The organism is Psychrobacter coccoides (genome assembly GCF_017498085.1).
Taxonomy (GTDB): Bacteria; Pseudomonadota; Gammaproteobacteria; order Pseudomonadales; family Moraxellaceae; genus Psychrobacter; species Psychrobacter coccoides.
In genome coordinates this window covers 1-17508 of record NZ_JAGBKM010000010.1, presented here as the reverse complement: position 1 = coordinate 17508, position 17508 = coordinate 1, and the positions used below count along the sequence as shown (strand labels likewise).

14 protein-coding genes are annotated in these 17508 nt (G+C 45.0%); 5 read left to right on the top strand and 9 right to left on the bottom strand.

Translation table 11 applies throughout. From position 1 onward, the window contains the following. Positions 1-434: 434 nt before the first annotated feature. The gene (locus tag J3492_RS06820) at positions 435-1307 is read right to left on the bottom strand and encodes a LysR family transcriptional regulator (protein ID WP_207991059.1); all 873 of its coding nucleotides are present in this window, start codon (positions 1305-1307) and stop codon (positions 435-437) included. Positions 1308-1606: 299 nt separating this feature from the next. Here J3492_RS06820 and leuC point away from each other — a divergent pair, with 299 nt between their 5' ends. From leuC to J3492_RS06795, 5 genes are all read left to right on the top strand, one after another. After that, the gene (leuC, locus tag J3492_RS06815; RefSeq protein ID WP_207991058.1) at positions 1607-3025 is read left to right on the top strand and encodes a 3-isopropylmalate dehydratase large subunit; all 1419 of its coding nucleotides are present in this window, start codon (positions 1607-1609) and stop codon (positions 3023-3025) included. 103 nt (positions 3026-3128) lie between these two features. Further along, the gene (gene leuD, locus J3492_RS06810; RefSeq protein ID WP_207991057.1) at positions 3129-3779 is read left to right on the top strand and encodes a 3-isopropylmalate dehydratase small subunit; all 651 of its coding nucleotides are present in this window, start codon (positions 3129-3131) and stop codon (positions 3777-3779) included. A 121-nt stretch (positions 3780-3900) separates the two neighbouring features. Further along, complete coding sequence (locus tag J3492_RS06805) at positions 3901-4572, top strand: hypothetical protein (protein ID WP_207991056.1); 672 nt, start codon at positions 3901-3903, stop codon at positions 4570-4572. Positions 4573-4635: 63 nt separating this feature from the next. Further along, the gene (gene leuB, locus J3492_RS06800; protein ID WP_207991055.1) at positions 4636-5760 is read left to right on the top strand and encodes a 3-isopropylmalate dehydrogenase; all 1125 of its coding nucleotides are present in this window, start codon (positions 4636-4638) and stop codon (positions 5758-5760) included. 243 nt (positions 5761-6003) lie between these two features. After that, the gene (locus J3492_RS06795; RefSeq protein ID WP_207991054.1) at positions 6004-7128 is read left to right on the top strand and encodes a L,D-transpeptidase family protein; all 1125 of its coding nucleotides are present in this window, start codon (positions 6004-6006) and stop codon (positions 7126-7128) included. A 212-nt stretch (positions 7129-7340) separates the two neighbouring features. Here the strand turns inward: J3492_RS06795 and infA are convergent, their stop codons facing one another. From infA to J3492_RS06755, 8 genes are all read right to left on the bottom strand, one after another. Next, entirely contained in the window at positions 7341-7562 is a 222-nt protein-coding gene (gene infA / locus J3492_RS06790; protein WP_068036477.1) for a translation initiation factor IF-1, read from the bottom strand. Between the two features lie 185 nt (positions 7563-7747). Beyond that, positions 7748-8626 (bottom strand): tRNA pseudouridine(38-40) synthase TruA, encoded by an 879-nt coding sequence (truA, locus tag J3492_RS06785; RefSeq protein WP_207991053.1) that lies wholly within the window; start codon positions 8624-8626, stop codon positions 7748-7750. Positions 8627-8728: 102 nt separating this feature from the next. Next, positions 8729-9835: an asparaginase gene (locus J3492_RS06780; RefSeq protein WP_207991052.1), complete on the bottom strand. Its 1107-nt coding sequence runs from the start codon at positions 9833-9835 to the stop codon at positions 8729-8731. A 157-nt stretch (positions 9836-9992) separates the two neighbouring features. After that, positions 9993-11681, bottom strand: a complete 1689-nt coding sequence (locus tag J3492_RS06775) for a FimV/HubP family polar landmark protein (protein ID WP_207991051.1) — start codon at positions 11679-11681, stop codon at positions 9993-9995. A 57-nt stretch (positions 11682-11738) separates the two neighbouring features. Beyond that, positions 11739-13583 carry a type IV pilus assembly protein FimV gene (locus J3492_RS06770; protein WP_207991050.1) on the bottom strand — a complete coding sequence of 615 codons (1845 nt, stop codon included), beginning with the start codon at positions 13581-13583 and terminating at the stop codon, positions 11739-11741. A gap of 132 nt (positions 13584-13715) precedes the next feature. Next, a complete protein-coding gene (gene queA, locus J3492_RS06765) occupies positions 13716-14900 on the bottom strand; it encodes a tRNA preQ1(34) S-adenosylmethionine ribosyltransferase-isomerase QueA (protein ID WP_207991049.1) in 1185 nt (394 codons plus the stop codon). Between the two features lie 227 nt (positions 14901-15127). Further along, positions 15128-16216: a DNA polymerase IV gene (dinB, locus tag J3492_RS06760; RefSeq protein WP_207991048.1), complete on the bottom strand. Its 1089-nt coding sequence runs from the start codon at positions 16214-16216 to the stop codon at positions 15128-15130. Positions 16217-16291: 75 nt separating this feature from the next. Continuing rightward, positions 16292-17284, bottom strand: coding sequence for a D-cysteine desulfhydrase family protein (locus tag J3492_RS06755; RefSeq protein ID WP_207991047.1), 993 nt, complete (start codon positions 17282-17284; stop codon positions 16292-16294). Positions 17285-17508 lie beyond the last annotated feature (224 nt).

Genomic DNA, 17508 nt, shown 5'->3' with positions numbered 1-17508 from the left:
CTGATTGTATCGCTGCATTGATGAGGTAAGCAACAGCCAACCAAGTCTCAATGTGCAAGGAGTAAACATAAAGCCACCGTCTTCAAATTCAAAAATCGCTAATGATACTTTTAGCCATTTGTCTCTTTATCACAAGCAAGCTCAGTCGTGTCGAATAAAACAGCAGTGTGACACAGCCTTCTCGCCATACTACCTTACTGAATACATGCCGTTAAGTGAGAATCAGTGTGATTACGGTAACTATATGTTATAAAAGCAAACTTGCCTGCATTATAACGTAAAGATGCTGTCATTGCGAACAGCGTCTCTTTAATGAAGGGGGAGTTCATAGCAATCGTCTGCAGGTTGTGCACCGATTTTACTATAGAAAACAGCAGCTTTGTGGCTACTGCTTATATATCGATATTTAAGTGACTAGCGATTCATTGTGGCTTTTAATCAATCGGAGCAAGCAGATCAAGTAAGGCATCAACACTGGTTGAACGGGTTAGTTTTGGGTTAATGACCACGCCAAGATAGCGCTGCAGCTCGATATTGTCTGCCATATCGATGCGCTCTAAATCCTGACTGATTAGGGTCTGAGGTAGTACTGACCAGCCAAGACCAACAGATACTAGCATACGAATGGACTCAAGCGGGTTGGTGCTCATCGTGGCGTATGGTTTGAGGTTATGTTTGGCAAACTCTGCTAGAGTTATCTGGCTGGTAAAGGTATTGGCAGAAGGTAAGATTGCAGGGTAGCGTGCCAGTTGTTCTAAGGTAACTCCAGTTTTGGTCGCCAGAGACGACAGTGCGCCCGTCATAAAGTAAAGTGGATCGGACCATAATGTATGGTAAGTCAGACGCTTGTCATAGACAGGCGGTAAGGTCAAAAACGCCAAAGACAGATTGCCATCCAATACCGCTTTATGCGCTTCTTCTGAGTCAACAAAATGGACTTCTAGCTGCACGGAAGGATAACGTTGAATAAAGTGTTTTAGTACTGGTGCTAGATGATGTAAACCAATATGATGGCTGGTACCAATGACCAATTTACCAGAGACCGTTTGCTTTGAGTGTTGTAGATTAATCTTAAAGTTTTCATAATCATCGAGCCAGCGTTTGGCGTGGGGCAGCATCTCGCTGGCGGCTTGAGTGGGGACAATACCGCGGCCTACGGTGTCAAACAAAGTGACATTGAACTCTTCTTCTAGGTTTTTGATGCGCTTACTGACTGCAGGTTGAGTGATAAATAGCTTCTCTGCGGCGCCTGAGATACTGCCTGTCTGCATGACAGTTACAAACGTCGTCAAATTAGTGGTATTCAAAGCAATGTCCTTAGCTAAAAAGCAAACCATAATGGAAAGTTGGTCTATCTAGTCACAATAAATTAGAAATAAAAGTTTGTGAATAGATAAAAATCATCAATTATTATTATAGAATTAGGCTGCTATAATCACAAGGTATAGAGACGCATTTTGATAAATTTATTTTGTCAGCTTGCTATGTCTCAGCTTTGATAGCATCGATACTAAATAAAATAGTGCAACAAGTAGATATAGATCATGCTCGCTGACAGAGTCATAACGTGTCAGCAAGTCATCAGTAATGGATAAAGGATAGCAATATGACCGGTCAAACTTTATATGACAAACTCTGGAATGCTCACGAAGTCAGCAAGCGTGATGATGGCTCAAGCTTAATCTACATCGACCGTCATCTATTGCATGAGGTGACCAGTCCACAAGCATTTGAGGGCTTAGAGCTTGCCAACAGAGAGCCTTGGCGCCTGTCTGCCAATATTGCTACTCCTGATCACAACGTACCGACAGTAACCAAAGAGCGTGCTGAGGGCGTTGCTGGGATTGAGGACAAGGTATCACGCCTGCAAGTGCTGACCCTCGATGATAACTGCGCTAAGTTTGATATTGCTGAGTTCACTATCAATGACGCCCGTCAAGGTATCGTACACGTCGTTGGCCCTGAGCAAGGCTTGGTATTGCCAGGTATGACAGTGGTCTGCGGTGATTCGCATACAGCGACACATGGCGCACTTGGCTGCTTGGCTCATGGTATAGGCACCTCTGAGGTAGAGCATGTGCTTGCCACTCAGTGTTTGATTACCAAAAAAATGAAAAACATGCAGATTCGAGTCACTGGTAAGCTCGGTACTGGCGTGACACCAAAAGACGTCGTATTGGCAATCATTGCAAAAATTGGTACGGCCGGTGGTACGGGTTACGCCATTGAGTTTGCAGGTCAAGTATTTGAAGAGATGAGTATGGAAGGCCGTATGACCGTCTGTAATATGGCAATCGAAGCGGGTGCGCGTGTCGGTATGGTGGCTGTAGACGATACCACGATTGACTATGTCAAAGGTCGTCCTTATGCGCCGACGGATGAGCAATGGGCGCAAGCAGAAGCCTACTGGCGCACGCTTTACTCAGATGATGATGCGGTATTTGATAGCGTGATTGAGATTGATGGCAGTCAGATTGCACCACAGGTTTCTTGGGGGACGTCCCCTGAGATGGTCGTGGATGTCACTGAGTCAGTGCCTACGCCAGATCAGGCGGCAGATGAGTCACAGCGTGAGGGCTGGTTACGTGCTTACACCTACATGGGTTTAGAGGCAGGACAGCCGATTACAGATATTACGCTTGATCGCATCTTTATAGGTTCTTGTACCAACTCACGTATCGAAGACTTGCGTGATGCTGCTGCGGTGATCAAAGGTCGCAAAGTAGCAGACACCATCAAAGAAGCCATCGTGGTTGCAGGATCTGGGCAGGTCAAGCTACAGGCTGAAGAAGAAGGCTTGGATAAAGTATTTACAGAAGCGGGTTTTGAATGGCGTGAGCCTGGTTGCTCTATGTGCTTGGCGATGAACGCTGACAAACTTGAGCCTGAAGAGCACTGTGCGTCAACTTCTAACCGCAACTTTGAGGGACGTCAAGGTACAGGCGGGCGCACGCACTTGGTGAGTCCGGCGATGGCCACCGCTGCCGCATTGGCTGGTCGTTTCGTCGATGTGCGTACTTTTTGATAGCGACTTTGATTGTTACTTATTTAGTTGCTTATAAATACTTTAGCCATTTAATGCTGACCACTGGGTCACTATAGCCACGTTTTATATGATAGGAATGACTATGCAAGCTTATAACATTCAAACCGGTATCGTCTGTCCGCTAGACCGGGCCAACGTCGATACGGATCAAATTATTCCAAAACAGTTTTTAAAGTCGATTAAGCGTACCGGCTTTGGTGTCAATTTGTTTGATGATTGGCGCTATCTTGATGAGGGTTTTCCTGGGCAGGACCATAGCAAACGTCCTATCAATCCAGACTTTGTATTGAACCAGCCCCGTTACCAAGGTGCGACTATACTGCTGGCTCGCAAAAACTTTGGCTGTGGCTCTAGCCGTGAGCATGCGCCATGGGCGTTATCTGAGTACGGCTTTCGCACCGTCATCGCCCCGAGCTTTGCAGATATCTTTTATAACAATTGCTTCAAAAACGGCATGTTACCCATCGTCTTAGATGAAGCTATCGTTGATAAGCTTATGAAAGATACCATTGATAATGAGGGCTATGAGCTGACTGCTGACCTTGAGCGCCAAGTTGTCATTACCCCGACAGGTGAAGAGTATGCCTTTGAAGTAGATGCTTTTCGTAAGCATTGTTTGTTAAATGGGTTGGATGATATCGGCCTCACCTTGCAACAAAGTGATGCAATAAAAGCATACGAGCAAAAAATGCAGCAAAAAACCCCGTGGATCTTTAACGACGTACGAGCATAAGTGTTCTTTTAATCCGCAAAGGTTGGGCTTGGCGTAATACAATATTGAGTTAGAGACAATAAGTGATTAAAATGAATCATCCCTTATTGCTTAGTTTATATTACCAACAGTAGCCATCACTATGAATAAAAGACGTTATGCGGTATTTAAGAGTACGATTATAGCTGCCAGTCTGGCGCTTTTGGCATTGCCAGGTTGCCAGCTGTTAACGGGTTACCAGCAGATTGATAGTGCTGGGAGTGCGGAGGAATGGATAGGAAGAATCAATCCTGTCGCAGGTGAGGTGAATCTTGCTTGTTTTGGCACTCATCATTGTGAAATCACACGCATAGATCAAACGCCTATTATCTCGCCAGAAACTCATGAACCTGTTGATGTCAGTATGTTGGCAACGAAACCTAGCGTCGATGAAGTGACAACGTTATTAGACACTAAATCGGTCAAAATAGTGCCTTTAGCGCCTTCTGGCATCAAGTGGTTGACCAACTACTACGTACGAGTAAAGCCTATTAAACGTGAGGTACATGTCAACTTTTACCCTGAAAAAAACCTAGGCTATGTAGAGCGCTTCGCTATTATTCATGAGTTCGTGGATGCGACTTATCAGATACGAGCTTATAAAGACGAGTCTGAAGAGACGACTAGCTTGCTGGATCAGGCGTCGCCAAAAACCTTGTGCGTCGAGCTGGTAGAAGATGGTGATGTCGTCCGTCATTTTTGTAAACCAGACGAGGCTGAGCAGCAAGGAGAGTTTGTAGAAGTTGTCATCCCAAACAAGGCTAAGCGTAAATAAGTCCATCAAAACATTTATAGCAGTTATATTTTCTATATTTTTTAATCATTAACAAGGATCGGTATGGCAACAATATTAACATTGGCAGGCGATGGCATTGGCCCTGAGATTATGACGCAAGCTATCGAAGTGCTAAAAGTGACTGACCGTAAATTTGATTTGGGTTTGACGCTGGAGTCTGGGCTGATTGGCGGTGTCGCTGTGGATGCAACTGGCGAGCCGTTACCAGAAAAAACCTTAGAGCAGGCACGCAATGCTGATGCGGTGTTGTTAGGGGCGGTTGGTGGTCCTAAGTGGGATGCTATTGAACGCAGTAAACGTCCTGAGCGTGGATTATTAAAGATTCGTAGTGAGCTTGGCTTATTTGCCAACTTACGGGTGGCCAAACTCTATCCACAGTTGGCAAACGCCTCTAGTATCAAATCTGAGATTATCTCTGGTCTAGACTTGCTTATCGTCCGTGAGCTGACAGGGGGCATTTACTTTGGCGAGCCACGTGGCATTCGTACTTTAGACAATGGTGAGCAACAAGGCTATAACACCATGGTCTATAAAACCAGTGAAATCGAGCGTATTGGTAAAGTGGCGTTTGAGCTGGCGCAAACACGAGCAAAGGCAAGTGGCAAACCTGCCAAAGTATGCTCAGTGGATAAGGCGAACGTCTTAGAGGTCACCGAGCTGTGGAAGCAGACGATGATTAACATGCAGCAAGCCGACTATAGCGACGTCAACCTATCGCATATGTATGCCGACAACGCCTGTATGCAGCTGATACGTGACCCTAAACAATTCGATGTGATGGTCACGGGAAATATGTTTGGTGACATCTTGTCTGATGAGGCAGCGATGCTCACAGGCTCGATTGGTATGCTACCTTCAGCCAGTCTCGATGAGGACGGCAAAGGCATGTACGAGCCTTGTCATGGGTCAGCGCCTGATATTGCCGGTCAAGACAAAGCCAACCCTTTGGCGACGATACTCTCTGTTGCGATGATGCTGCGTTATACTTTCAAACAAGAGCAAGCGGCGCAAGCCATTGAGCAAGCTGTCAGCGACGTATTGGATGATGGTTTGCGTACGCTTGATATCTTAGATAGCAGTGAGCCTGGTTTGACTCAAGTGGGTTGTCAGCAAATGGGTGAAGCGGTATTGGCCAAGCTCTCAGCACCCAATGGTGACACGCCTTAGTACTATCTGCGTTTTAAAATAAGTTAAAAGCAAAACCCATAAACCAAAGCTTGGTTTATGGGTTTTTTACTATGGTATAGAGGTTATCACTTTCTTATAACAGAGCAGCTATAAGAGTACGCACTTATTAACACAAAGGCGTTATATGCTCACAGTCTGATATGGCATGATGGCTATGCAAAAATAAATAATAGTTTCAATAATAACAAACTTAGAATATAAAAATAACTGTAGGAGTGTTTTATGTCTCGTTTAACCAAGCTCAGCCGAGCCGTGGCGACTATCAGTGTGTCTGCAATCTTATTGATACACCCAAGTGTGGCGGCTACTTCGGACTATAGCAATAGTAAAGAGAGCAGCGGTGATATTATCCCGGTTACCAATAGCTCAGCTGCCAGCGGTATCAGCCAACAGATCACCCAAGACAGTCAGACGGCAAGTTCGTTGAATAATCTATTACCAACAATAGAATATACCACCACCAACCTTGCAGATGTGGCGAAGAAGGTAAATGATATCAGCTGGTCAGAAGGTGAGGACATTGATCGTAATATAGGTACCAAGCTGCAAGCCTTACTGAACTGGCATCATCATGGCGTCGGGGCTGTTGATGGTTATTGGGGCAAAAACACCCGTAAAGCCATGCAGGCCTTCCAAAAAGCAAATGATCTGACAGTGACCGAGCAGCTGAACTCAGAGACATGGCGAGCACTAACTGATAATAAAGAGTTGATGGATCAGCCTGTGTTGGTGAATTATACGCTTGCAGATGCAGACGTCAATATTAAGACCACCACCATTCCGGCTGGCGCCGAAGCCAAGTCAAAACTTGAAGGTATGTACTACGAAAGCGTTTTAGAGGCTTTAGCAGAAAAATTTCATATGAGTAAGAAGTACCTTAAAGCGCTAAACCCAAATGCTACGTTTAGGGCAGGTGATACGATCGTTGTTTATAACCCTGGTAACCCAAACATCAAGCGAGTGAGCCGAGTGGTTGCTGATAAATCAACTGAGACCTTGTATGCCTATGACGATAATGGCGATCTTGTTGCCAGTTATCCTACCACGGTAGGCAGTACTGCCACACCTTCACCGTCTGGTACTCATACTGTTGAGGTGAAAGTGCATGAGCCAAACTATACTTACACTCACGCGGATGACAGTCAGACGATTATCCCACCAGGCCCTAATAATCCTGTAGGTAAAGTATGGATTGGCCTTAGTAAACCCTCTTATGGTATTCATGGTTCTCCAGACCCTGAGCGTATTAGTCGTCAGGCGTCGGAGGGGTGCGTGCGCTTAACCAACTGGGATGCTTTAGCGCTTTTAGGTACTATCCAAGATGACGCAACCGTTGAGATTAAATAACACGTCTCATTATTAAACGAGCAACACAAAAACACCGCTAATTATTAGCGGTGTTTTTTGATGTGTAACATAAAACGAATATCAGTTTATAGATAAGCGGTCAGTTACAGGGAGCTGATTGGCAGGTCAAGGATTTAGTTATTATTATCATGATTAGGCTCTACAGCTGATTGCGTACAATCGCTGATATGTACCACACGCCATAACAAACGTTAGTTTTTACCACGATAGGTGATACGACCTTTGGTCAAGTCATAAGGTGTCATTTCAACCTTAACCTTATCGCCAGTCAGGATACGGATGTAGTGTTTACGCATCTTACCTGAAATGTGAGCAATGATTTCGTGTCCGTTTTCTAAACGAACTTTAAACAGTGTATTTGGAAGCGTGTCAATGACTTCGCCTTCAAATTCAATAATATCGTCTTTAGCCATAATTTATATCAATCAATGAAAAATAAGCCAATATTATACGCAAGTTTCATCATTAAAGCAATACAGTCTTAGGTTTTTACTTGACAGTATGTAGCTGTTATGTATATCAATATACAGTAACTTAGGATTAATGCGTTAAGAAGCCAGTTTGCCTCAGCTGTTTCAAACAATCCTCTTGGAGGAAGTCAGTCAGGCAGGTTGAGCCAAATGGGCGTTAATGGTGCCGCTGGCAATAGCTTCTGATAAGGCTCGGGGTAGTAGGCGTTGATGAAGTATAGCCCATCACCAGAAGCTGTAGGAGGAGCGATAGTACGGTCTTTTTTTGCCAAGATAGTCAAAAAGTCTGAAGGCTGAAGCTCATGTTTACCGATAGCATGAAGCGTACCCATAAGGTTGCGTACCATATGATGTAAAAATCCATCGGCTTGAATATCAAAGACAATAAACGGCCCATGAGCAAAGAGATGGGCATGGCTGACGTGACGCACCGGCTGATTAGACTGACAAGCCGCTGCCCGATAGCTACTAAAGTCGTGAGTCCCCACTATATTTGCAGCAGCGGTTTGCATGGCTGCTAAGTCTAAAGGGTCATAAATGTGCGTGACTTGGTGGTTAAGAATCGCTGGTCTGTGGGCTTGATTGAGGGTGATATAACGATAGCGACGAGCGATGGCATCAAAGCGGGCATGAAAACCATCAGGCATAGGCTGTATCCAGCGCAAGGCGATATCATCTGGTAGTAAGCTATTGACCCCACGCAGCCAATTGTGGGCAGGACGATAAGCATGGGTTACGAAGTGAGCGATCATGTTGCTGGCGTGTACACTAGCATCTGTACGCCCAGCAGCGACGACTTCTACTGTTTCGTTTGCCACCTTACTGATGGCTGTTTCTAAAGCTTCTTGTACGCCCAGCACCTCTTTTTGCCGTTGCCAACCATAATAGTGTGTGCCCAAAAACTCGATAGCAATCGCTAGGGTATAAGTGGGTTTTTCACAGCGCTCGGCTGGTTTGGTTGCGTGGATAGTGTTTTTTGTTAGATCTTGCTCAGAATTGCTTTGCATAAAGTCACTTTGAGAATCGACTAGTAAGTATGGCTCGGAGAATTGTGATGAATTCATAATGCGTTCAGGGTAGCGATAATAGATAGAGATTGTTGATAGCTGTCAGTCTTTTCTACTGACAGCAATATCTGACTGATTGATAGTATGGGTCCAGCGTTGACGTCTGCGTGTAGGCGTGTCATAGCGTAACAGTAGCCATAGCAGGCGAGCGTAGATGGCCGAGATGGTTAAGCGGCCACCAGCCAGTACGTGATAATCATATTGCCAACTGCCCGCAGCATAGCTGTCACTAACGCCGCCAAATGGACATTGACTGGCACAGACAACCATATGGCCTACTTGGTAGGCATGATTGAGCACTTCGGCTAAGCCTGTAGAGTAAGGGATATTACCTGCACCAAAGCCCAGTAAGATAATACCTGAAGGCGGTTGCTGCGATAAAGCCTTTAGCTGGGCACTTAAGACATCAGGGCTGTTTGGCACGCAGTATATGGGATAAATGCTGGCTGTTTCTGCCCGTGATGAAATCACATCATTTAGGGCCAACTGATCATCGATCCAGTGTTGTAGGCGAGCAGCTGGCAGACGCTTTTGATAGCTATTGGCGGGATAAGCGGCACGCATATGGCCGGTAAAAGCCATAAAGTCATGACTGTGAATTTTTTGTACCGTTTGCGCCGGCCAGGCCTCACCACCAAAGCAGATCTTCACACCAGGCTCTCCACCAGCGGCCAATCGCAGAGAGGCGCTGAGATTGTCCCATGCATCGCTATGGCTATCGACGGTATAAGTCTGTAGTACCTCACTGTCTAATAATGGACGCATACTACCTGTGACGACCACACAAATATCAGATCCAGCAAATGCCTCCGCCAAAAAAGCACCCAAATAACTGAGTGTGTCTGTACCAGTAATTAAGACAAACTGTCTTGAGTCTTGAGCATAAGCGGCCAACAGTAAGTGATAGAAATGTACAAAATCAGATGCTGTCAGTTGGCTACTGTCTTTAATCAATGCGTTATCCAACCAAGAGATATCTGGCAGATACTCATGATGACTATGCGCTCTTAACAGTTGCTGCAATGCGGGTAAAAACACATCGGCATCAAGTGGCGCCAGTGGTCGTCCATAGCTGCCAAAGGTACCGCCAGCATAAATCAGCTGGACGGGCATTGATGTAGAAGGCTTTTTTATCGAGGGATTAGACATGTATTGATCAGCTATATATCAAAATAGTAGTAGGATAGAGTAGCATATGATAGACAAGGCTAAAACAAAAACAAGCACCCTATATTATAGAATGCTTGTTTAAATGTGTCAGCTGATAACCCCCTGACATACAGGGACGGATTAGCGTCAGGATGTATTATGCGGTACGTGCAAGCAACTCCTGAGCTTGGCTTTGCTGTTCGTGGTTGCCTTGTACAATAACTTCTTTCAATAAACGCTTAGCGCTATCGTACTCGCCTAATTGTAAATATTGCGCTGCCAAATCTAAGGTGACTTGATTGTTGTCCAAGGTTTTGACAAAGTCGAAGTCGGCAGCAAACTGCTCGGCGAAATCAGCTGATGTCTCTGGCGTGACTGGTTTTTGGCTAAGACTGTCTGAGTAACTATCACCTTCAGCATCGTCTTCACTTACCACTGGTGCTTCGGTTGATGGTGATGATACCAATGCATCAAAATCAAAGTCATCATCGATTAAGATACGGTCGTCAGACTCCGAAACGTCATTTTTTATAGCTGCGCTGTCAGGGGTCGATGGCAGGTCAGCTGCAGTGTCAAAAGACCCATCATCAAAGCTCAGCTCATCAAAATCTAGCTCATCCAGTTGCGCTACAGTATCTGCGACGCCCATACCGAGCACACTGCTGGTGTCCTCTGTTTCAATGCTCAAGTCACTTGCAGTATTATCTTCTTTACTTTCTTCTATGTCTTCTAAAAGGAGCGCAAAGTCTTCATTATTATCTGTATCATTGTCTTGTACAGCAGCCCCTTCCACATCAGAGTCGCTGACCTCTGCAGTTAAATCGTCTAGATCTAAAACGAAATCCTCTTCTAGGGTGAGGTTATCTGCTGAGTGAGTATCTTGCTTATCGTCTTGAGAAGCTGCTTCTACAGCACGCTCATTTTCTGTAGGAAAGTCGAAGTCAAGTGCAAAATCACTATCGATATTTTCAACCGTGTCGGCCAGTTCATTGGCGGCATCTTTTGCACCACTGGTGTGCCCCGTGTCTTCATTAGCCTTGTCGTGAGAGGTTTCTAATGCATCGATGTCAAACGCTGAAGTCTCGATAGTGTCTGTGTCAAGGCTGTCTACTTCCAGATCATCTAAAGTAAGCGCAAAGGTATCGTCATCAGAGTTATGTTCTAATGTCTCCTGCGGTGCTTCTACCGTTTCACTTAGGGTGTTGAGGTCTAATGCCTCCAAATCACTTAAATCATGTGATGTCTCTAAGTCGTTTGTGCCCTCTAAGTTATCTAGATCATGGCTAGGCTGTGTCGTTGGTACTGGTGTGCGCTGCGCTACTGGCAGATCGAAATCTATACTATCAATGTCAGTACTGCTCTCTTCAGGCTGTACAGGCACATTTTGTATTTGCTCTTGATCTAACAAGGATTTGAGCTGATCGGCTTCATTAAGGATCGCTGGGTCAGCAGATGGCTGGATGGCCTCATAGGTTGTATAAAAGTCCTCATGCTGATTAGTCACTGCATATATATTCAAGAGCTTAAGTAGCAACTTAGCGTCATGAGGCTGTGTCTTCAGGCTACGACTTAAGGTCTCGATTGCTTTATCATAACGCTGTTGATCGATAAAGCGTTGGGCGATAGTGATCGGATCAAACTGAGAGGCACTCTGTTTAGTCTGCTCTGGTTCAGGATTAGAGCTTGCTATGGGTTGTTTGCGCACAGGTGTACTGGCGGCAGCGGTTTTTTCTGCTCGATTGATACGCTGGGTTGGTGGTTTTTGAGCTTTTTTTCTACGTAGTAACAATACTGCTAACAGTATAATGACCACCAAGCCTGCAATGATATATAGCATACTATCCATAAATACTCCTATGCCTATGATGACTGTCTAAAGTAATGATACCCAACAGTTCGGCAGTTATTGATTACGTAATTCTTTTAGACGAGCCTCAAGCTCAGCCAGTTTTTGGTTTTGTAGTTGTAGTTTTTTAGCATAATGACCAAGGGTACTTTGGGTCGCTGCTAGCCGTTTAGCTTGATCTGCAGTACGCTGTCTTGCTGACTTAAGAGTGGCTAGTATGTCGGTACTCAAGCCATTTCCAGTCGCTGCTGCTGCCTTAGCCTGAGTGCCATCAGCGCTACCATCACGACCAGGAGCAAGTATTGAAAAACGAGCTTGTGGTAGCTTTGTTGTCGTGGTTCGCTCAGGTCTTTCGGTCTGCGGTGCGGATGCTTTTGTATCTGCTGGTATGGGTTTAGCAGCTACTTTTGGGGCTTCGCTATCAGCGCTTGAGGTTGGCTTTTTCTGACGGTGCACTTTGGTCTTTTGCGCTCGGCTTCTTTGCACATAAAACTGCCTTTGAGCAGCGATGGCGGTTTGTAGGCTCTGCTGCGAAGGGATTACATCGTACTTAGGTAGGATCAGCTGAGCGTCTTTTTTTAGTAAGTCGGCATCTCGTGCGATAAAAGCATCTGGGTTTTGTTCTTTGATTTGGGCCATCACTAGGCTCACATCTAGATTGTTTTGTTGGGCAATCTGCTGCGAGATGAGCCACAGATTATCATTACGCTGTACGGTGTAAGTACTTACTGGGGGCGTTGATGCTACAGAGGTTGTCGCATCTGAGCCACTATTGTATGACGGTGGGGTTTGTTGTTGAGTTGCCAGAGCAGCATCGTCTACTGTGCTTTGGTCTACCGTGCTTTCATAGGCTGCTGTAGGTTTGTCATCTTCAGTATGGGTCATTACAGGCGCAGGTTGGTTTTGGATAACGGTTTCATTGTTTTTTGTGTTGTTCTTTATGTTGTTCTTTATGTTGTTCTTTGCATTTGGCTGTTTTTTTGCCTGAATTTGCCGAGTTACTTGAATGCTTAAGACATCGAGTTGCTTATTGTCAGCACTAACGGCTGATGCAAGGGTACTTGAAGATTCCGTCTCAAGTGATGTTTTGGCTGTGCTACTAGGATCAGGTCTATAAGTTGCAGTTTCACTCACGACATTAGAGGTATTCACGGATTCAGTGCCGCTGAGGTCGTTATTGAGAGTCTCAGTCGACTCTGTCGGTTGCGCCGTTTTGACAGTCAGACTTGCCATTTCAGACGATGGTAGCGCAGTGCTAGGGAGTGATGAAGGATGATCAGTCATCGATGCCAACGATTTAGTAGCAGTCGTTTTAGGTAGATGGCTTGATGTTTGTACTGGTGTCTGGCTGATCGACTGATCAAACAACAGTGGCGGCGGTGCTTCACGCTTGACCACCAAGGGTTTGGCAGTAGAGGGTGATACTTCTGGTAAGCTTGGTTTTGTAGCGCCAGTAATCATTCGATTGGATTTTTTGATAGGCACACTATTACCGAGTGGCATGAGTAAGGTCTTTGGTATTAAATTACGCTGACCGTCATCATTAATGGCCAATACGACGTCTGCAAACGGCATAGAAACAGGCTGTGAGGTGTTAATCAGTAGTTGCCCTGTTGTCGCTGATGTTGGCACGAAACGAACGCTCATTGAAGCAGTGGGGGTCAGCCCCATTTGTTGGTAAACTGCTGAGCTTGCAATATTGGCTTGAAAGTCTTGGGCATTGATTTTGCTGATACTAATACTTGCCGCTAACGGCTCATGCTGGGCAGAGGTAATGTTTGCATGCCCAATAGTCGCTGCATGTGCCACAGACAGTAATGCCACCGAACTTATTGAACAAACTAATGCGACTGACACTGCGCGGTGAATATTGGTCAATCGATGTGATAAATGCCAAGACATGCGCCGCCCTTTTATAGTGACTTAGAAGAGATATTGATAATAACAATAATAATAGTGTATCAATGTTGTTATAACAAAATACTATCTGGTTTACCAGTTTATTTAATAGCCCAGATGACTCGCAGACGCTACTTACTCGAATCTATCGAGTAACATGGCATCGCCGTAGCTAAAAAACCGATATTGGTTGGCAATAGCGTGCTGATAAGCGCACTCAATGGCATTTTTTCCTGCAAATGCCGACACCAACATCAATAAAGTAGATTTGGGCAAATGAAAATTAGTCAGTAACCTATCTATCACGCCAAATCTAAATCCAGGATAGATAAAAATATCCGTATCCCCTGACCAAGTAGCAATATTTTGTCTCTCATCGGCGGTTTTTTGGTAAGCCGTCTCTAAAACACGTGCAACAGTCGTGCCAACTGCAATGACTTTTTTGCCATTCGCATGGGTTTGATTGATTAAATCTGCAGTCGCTTGTGGCAGGTGAGCGTACTCACTGTGCATGGTATGATTGAGCAAGTTGTCTGTTTTGACTGGAGCAAAGGTACCTGCACCCACATGTAAGGTGACAAAAGCGGTATTGATGCCTTTATCCGCCAATGCAGCCAAGACGGTATTATCAAAATGTAGACTCGCAGTAGGTGCAGCAACGCTAGCGAGCTTAGTTGGGTCATGAAAGACGGTTTGGTAGCGCGTATTGTCAGTGGCATCGGCGTGGCGTTCAAAGTAGGGTGGTATGGGCAGCTCACCATAGCGCTCTAAGTCTGGCAAGATAGGTGCATCAAACGCTAAGATAAATAAGTTATCTTGACGACCAAGCATGACACAGCCCATTTGTGCCTCAGCCAACCATAAGCGCTGGCCAACTTTGGGTGCTTTACTGGCTTTGACATGACATAGAGCGAGATGTCGCTCTGTCGAAACCTGCTTAGTACTTGTGTTTATGTATTCTATGTTTGCATCTACAGTAGTAGCATCGTCTATCAAACGCTCTATGAGCACCTCTACACGGCCACCTGTCTCTTTTTGACCGAATAATCTTGCCTTCATTACTTTTGTATCATTAAACACAATCAAATCGCCAGTATTAAGTAGTGATGGCAACTCAGTAAACATATGATCTAGCGGCGTCGTTACGGGATCTTTCGGGTCAGTAGCCGGTAAGTATAAGAGCTTGGAGGCTGAGCGCTGTGCTAATGGATAGCGGGCAATGAGACGATCAGGAAGCTCGTAATCATAATCATTAACGCTAAGATAAGTTAAAGGACTGTCAGTATTGTGATGATTGGTTTTAGAGGTTTGATTGGTCATAATGAGGTCGTTACATAGGTAGAAATTTTGCTGCTAGTTTAGCAGAAACAAATCAAACAGGTGATATCTTCCTGATAAAGACAGTCAGTCATATTGGTAGTACTAGATAAATAGCCTAAGCATAAGGTATAAATTACTTTGCTATACGTCAATTAGCTGACTAAGACATATACTCACTTTTAACTCATTTAAAGCCTTATTGATAGAAACAAGGACACAGGCTACGCTCAAGAATTAAATAAATCCAATTGTGACAAGGTTTCTGTAGCGAGTGCTAAAGAAGAGTAGGTTACACCGACCAGTCTAATGGGCAAGTCACGAGGTATGTCCACAAACAATCGATCTAACCAATAATGTGCTGATTCAGCACTAGTAAAAGCAGTGGCTAGCGTATGTGAGCGTGTGATTTGAGTAAAGTCAGCGTATTTTATTTTCAGTGTAATGGTATAGGCGATGAGTTGTTTGTTCTGCATTTGATGAAAGGCATCGGCATTTTGTAAGTATATCTGCTCTAGCAATGTAGCGGTGTCACTGATATTGTCATGAAAGGTCGTCTCTGAGCCTACAGATTTATGCTGACGTTTTGACTTGACTGGACGCTCATCACGCCCATGTGCGATATCATGATAAAACTGCCCACGTTTACCAAATTCGTTGACCAGTACTGCTGATGTGACACCTTTCAGGTCAGCACCATTACGAATTCCCATGGCATGCAAGCGTTTGGCAGTGGCTTTACCAATGCCGTGAAAGCGCTCGATAGGCAAGGTACTGATAAAGGCCTCTGCGTCCGCTGGCGTGATGACTGCAGTACCATTAGGTTTGTTAAGATCAGAAGCTATTTTTGCCAGCATTTTATTAAATGATACGCCGGCTGAGGCTGTCAATCCAGTCTGCTCAAGTATCTGCGCCCGCAACCAATTCGCCATCAGTGTGGCTGAGCCTTTATGTATCGATAAGCCAGTAACGTCTAGATAGGCCTCATCCAATGACAGTGGCTCTACCAGAGGTGTTAAGCTGAGCATGATAGAGCGAATTTGCGCACTGACAGCTCGATATACCTCAAATCTTGGACGGACAAATATCGCCTCTGGACAGCGCTTGCGTGCCTCATAGCATGACATAGCAGAGCGTACCCCAAACGGGCGCACTTCATAACTGGCAGCAGCAACTACACCACGGCCACTAGGATCACCACCAACAACCAATGGCTTGCCACGCAGCTCGGGGAAGTCACGCTGTTCGACACTGGCATAAAACGCATCCATGTCGAGATGAATAATTTTGCGCGGGGTAGGGTTTATAGAGTCTGTCATGCGCTCTATTTTACCTGAATTTGTGCTTGGGTTTTAGTGTTGATGGTTAAAGTGAGTATTGTTTTAAACCATATCTTAAGCCATATCCAAATCACTTGAATAAGCAAACAGTGCGGGTGCGCCGCCAGTATGCCAAAATAAAACTCGATCGGTCTCTTTGATTTTTCCCGTACGGATCATGTCGATAAGCCCACCCATAGCGCGGCCTGTATAGACAGGATCTAGGAGTATGCCTTCAGTTTGCGCAGTCAGAGCAATGGCTTCGTTCTCGAGTGTACCAACCACACCATACCCGTCGCCAACATAATCAGAGTTTAGTATCAAGTCTGACTCCGAAAACTCATAATCCGCACCGATAAGTTTTGCCGTGCTATTAGCAAGAGAGAGGGTATATTGATCAAAAGGCACTGTATCGGTTTCACCTTTATCAATATTGATGCCCACTATTTGATAGGGTGAGTTGAGCATTCTATTACCAAGCATTAACCCTGCTTGCGTGCCGCCAGAGCTAGAGGCAAAGATGATATGAGTGAAAGTTTCGTCCATGCTTTCACGTTGCGAATCTAATTCTTTAAAGGCTTCTACAAATGCCAACGCACCAAGCTCGCTTGAGCCGCCATAAGGTACCACATAGACGTTTTTACCCGCTTTGCTCAATTGCTCAACGATTTGAGGGATGTCTTCACCTTTACGGTGACTTCCTGCCCAGTGGATATGACAACCAAATATTTTATCTAGTAGTAGATTGCCGCTTACTTGCTCAGGCGCTTCTCCGCCCAAAACCAAGTGACATTCAAGTCCTAAGCTTGCAGCAGCGGCGGCTGTCTGGCGACAGTGGTTTGACTGCGCCGCCCCTGCGGTAATGATGGTGTCAGCGCCTTTGGCAAGGGCATCACCGATGATAAACTCAAGCTTACGGGTTTTATTGCCGCCGAGTGCCAGTCCCGTATTGTCATCACGCTTCATAAAAATTTTGGGGCCAGCCAGTTCGTTACTTAATCTGCTCAGTTCAATTAGTGGTGTGGGGAAGTAGCCTAACGACTGTCTGGGTATGTGGTTATAGTCCATGTGTAGCTCACTTTATAGTTAGAGATGTTATTAGATTGAGTGTTATCTATTGGTGTTAAGAATTCAAGTTATTCAAGCTAAATACTACACAATGCATCATTATTAAAGAAATGGTTTTTTACTAGGGCGTGTCCTCAATTCAATCGAAGGATACCTAAATGGGCTAAAAATGGCTAAATCTTGCCAAACATCGTTAAATAGCTAGGTAATATCCCGATATTATC

Coding starts and splice junctions, on each gene's coding strand:
- J3492_RS06775 (WP_207991051.1), bottom strand. CDS start 11,681: ATGGATAGTATGCTATATATCATTGCAGGCTTGGTGGTCATTATACTG.
- dinB (WP_207991048.1), bottom strand. CDS start 16,216: ATGACAGACTCTATAAACCCTACCCCGCGCAAAATTATTCATCTCGAC.
- leuC (WP_207991058.1), top strand. CDS start 1,607: ATGACCGGTCAAACTTTATATGACAAACTCTGGAATGCTCACGAAGTC.
- queA (WP_207991049.1), bottom strand. CDS start 14,900: ATGACCAATCAAACCTCTAAAACCAATCATCACAATACTGACAGTCCT.
- truA (WP_207991053.1), bottom strand. CDS start 8,626: ATGCAAAGCAATTCTGAGCAAGATCTAACAAAAAACACTATCCACGCA.
- J3492_RS06755 (WP_207991047.1), bottom strand. CDS start 17,284: ATGGACTATAACCACATACCCAGACAGTCGTTAGGCTACTTCCCCACA.
- infA (WP_068036477.1), bottom strand. CDS start 7,562: ATGGCTAAAGACGATATTATTGAATTTGAAGGCGAAGTCATTGACACG.
- J3492_RS06770 (WP_207991050.1), bottom strand. CDS start 13,583: ATGTCTTGGCATTTATCACATCGATTGACCAATATTCACCGCGCAGTG.
- J3492_RS06805 (WP_207991056.1), top strand. CDS start 3,901: ATGAATAAAAGACGTTATGCGGTATTTAAGAGTACGATTATAGCTGCC.
- leuD (WP_207991057.1), top strand. CDS start 3,129: ATGCAAGCTTATAACATTCAAACCGGTATCGTCTGTCCGCTAGACCGG.
- J3492_RS06780 (WP_207991052.1), bottom strand. CDS start 9,835: ATGTCTAATCCCTCGATAAAAAAGCCTTCTACATCAATGCCCGTCCAG.
- leuB (WP_207991055.1), top strand. CDS start 4,636: ATGGCAACAATATTAACATTGGCAGGCGATGGCATTGGCCCTGAGATT.
- J3492_RS06795 (WP_207991054.1), top strand. CDS start 6,004: ATGTCTCGTTTAACCAAGCTCAGCCGAGCCGTGGCGACTATCAGTGTG.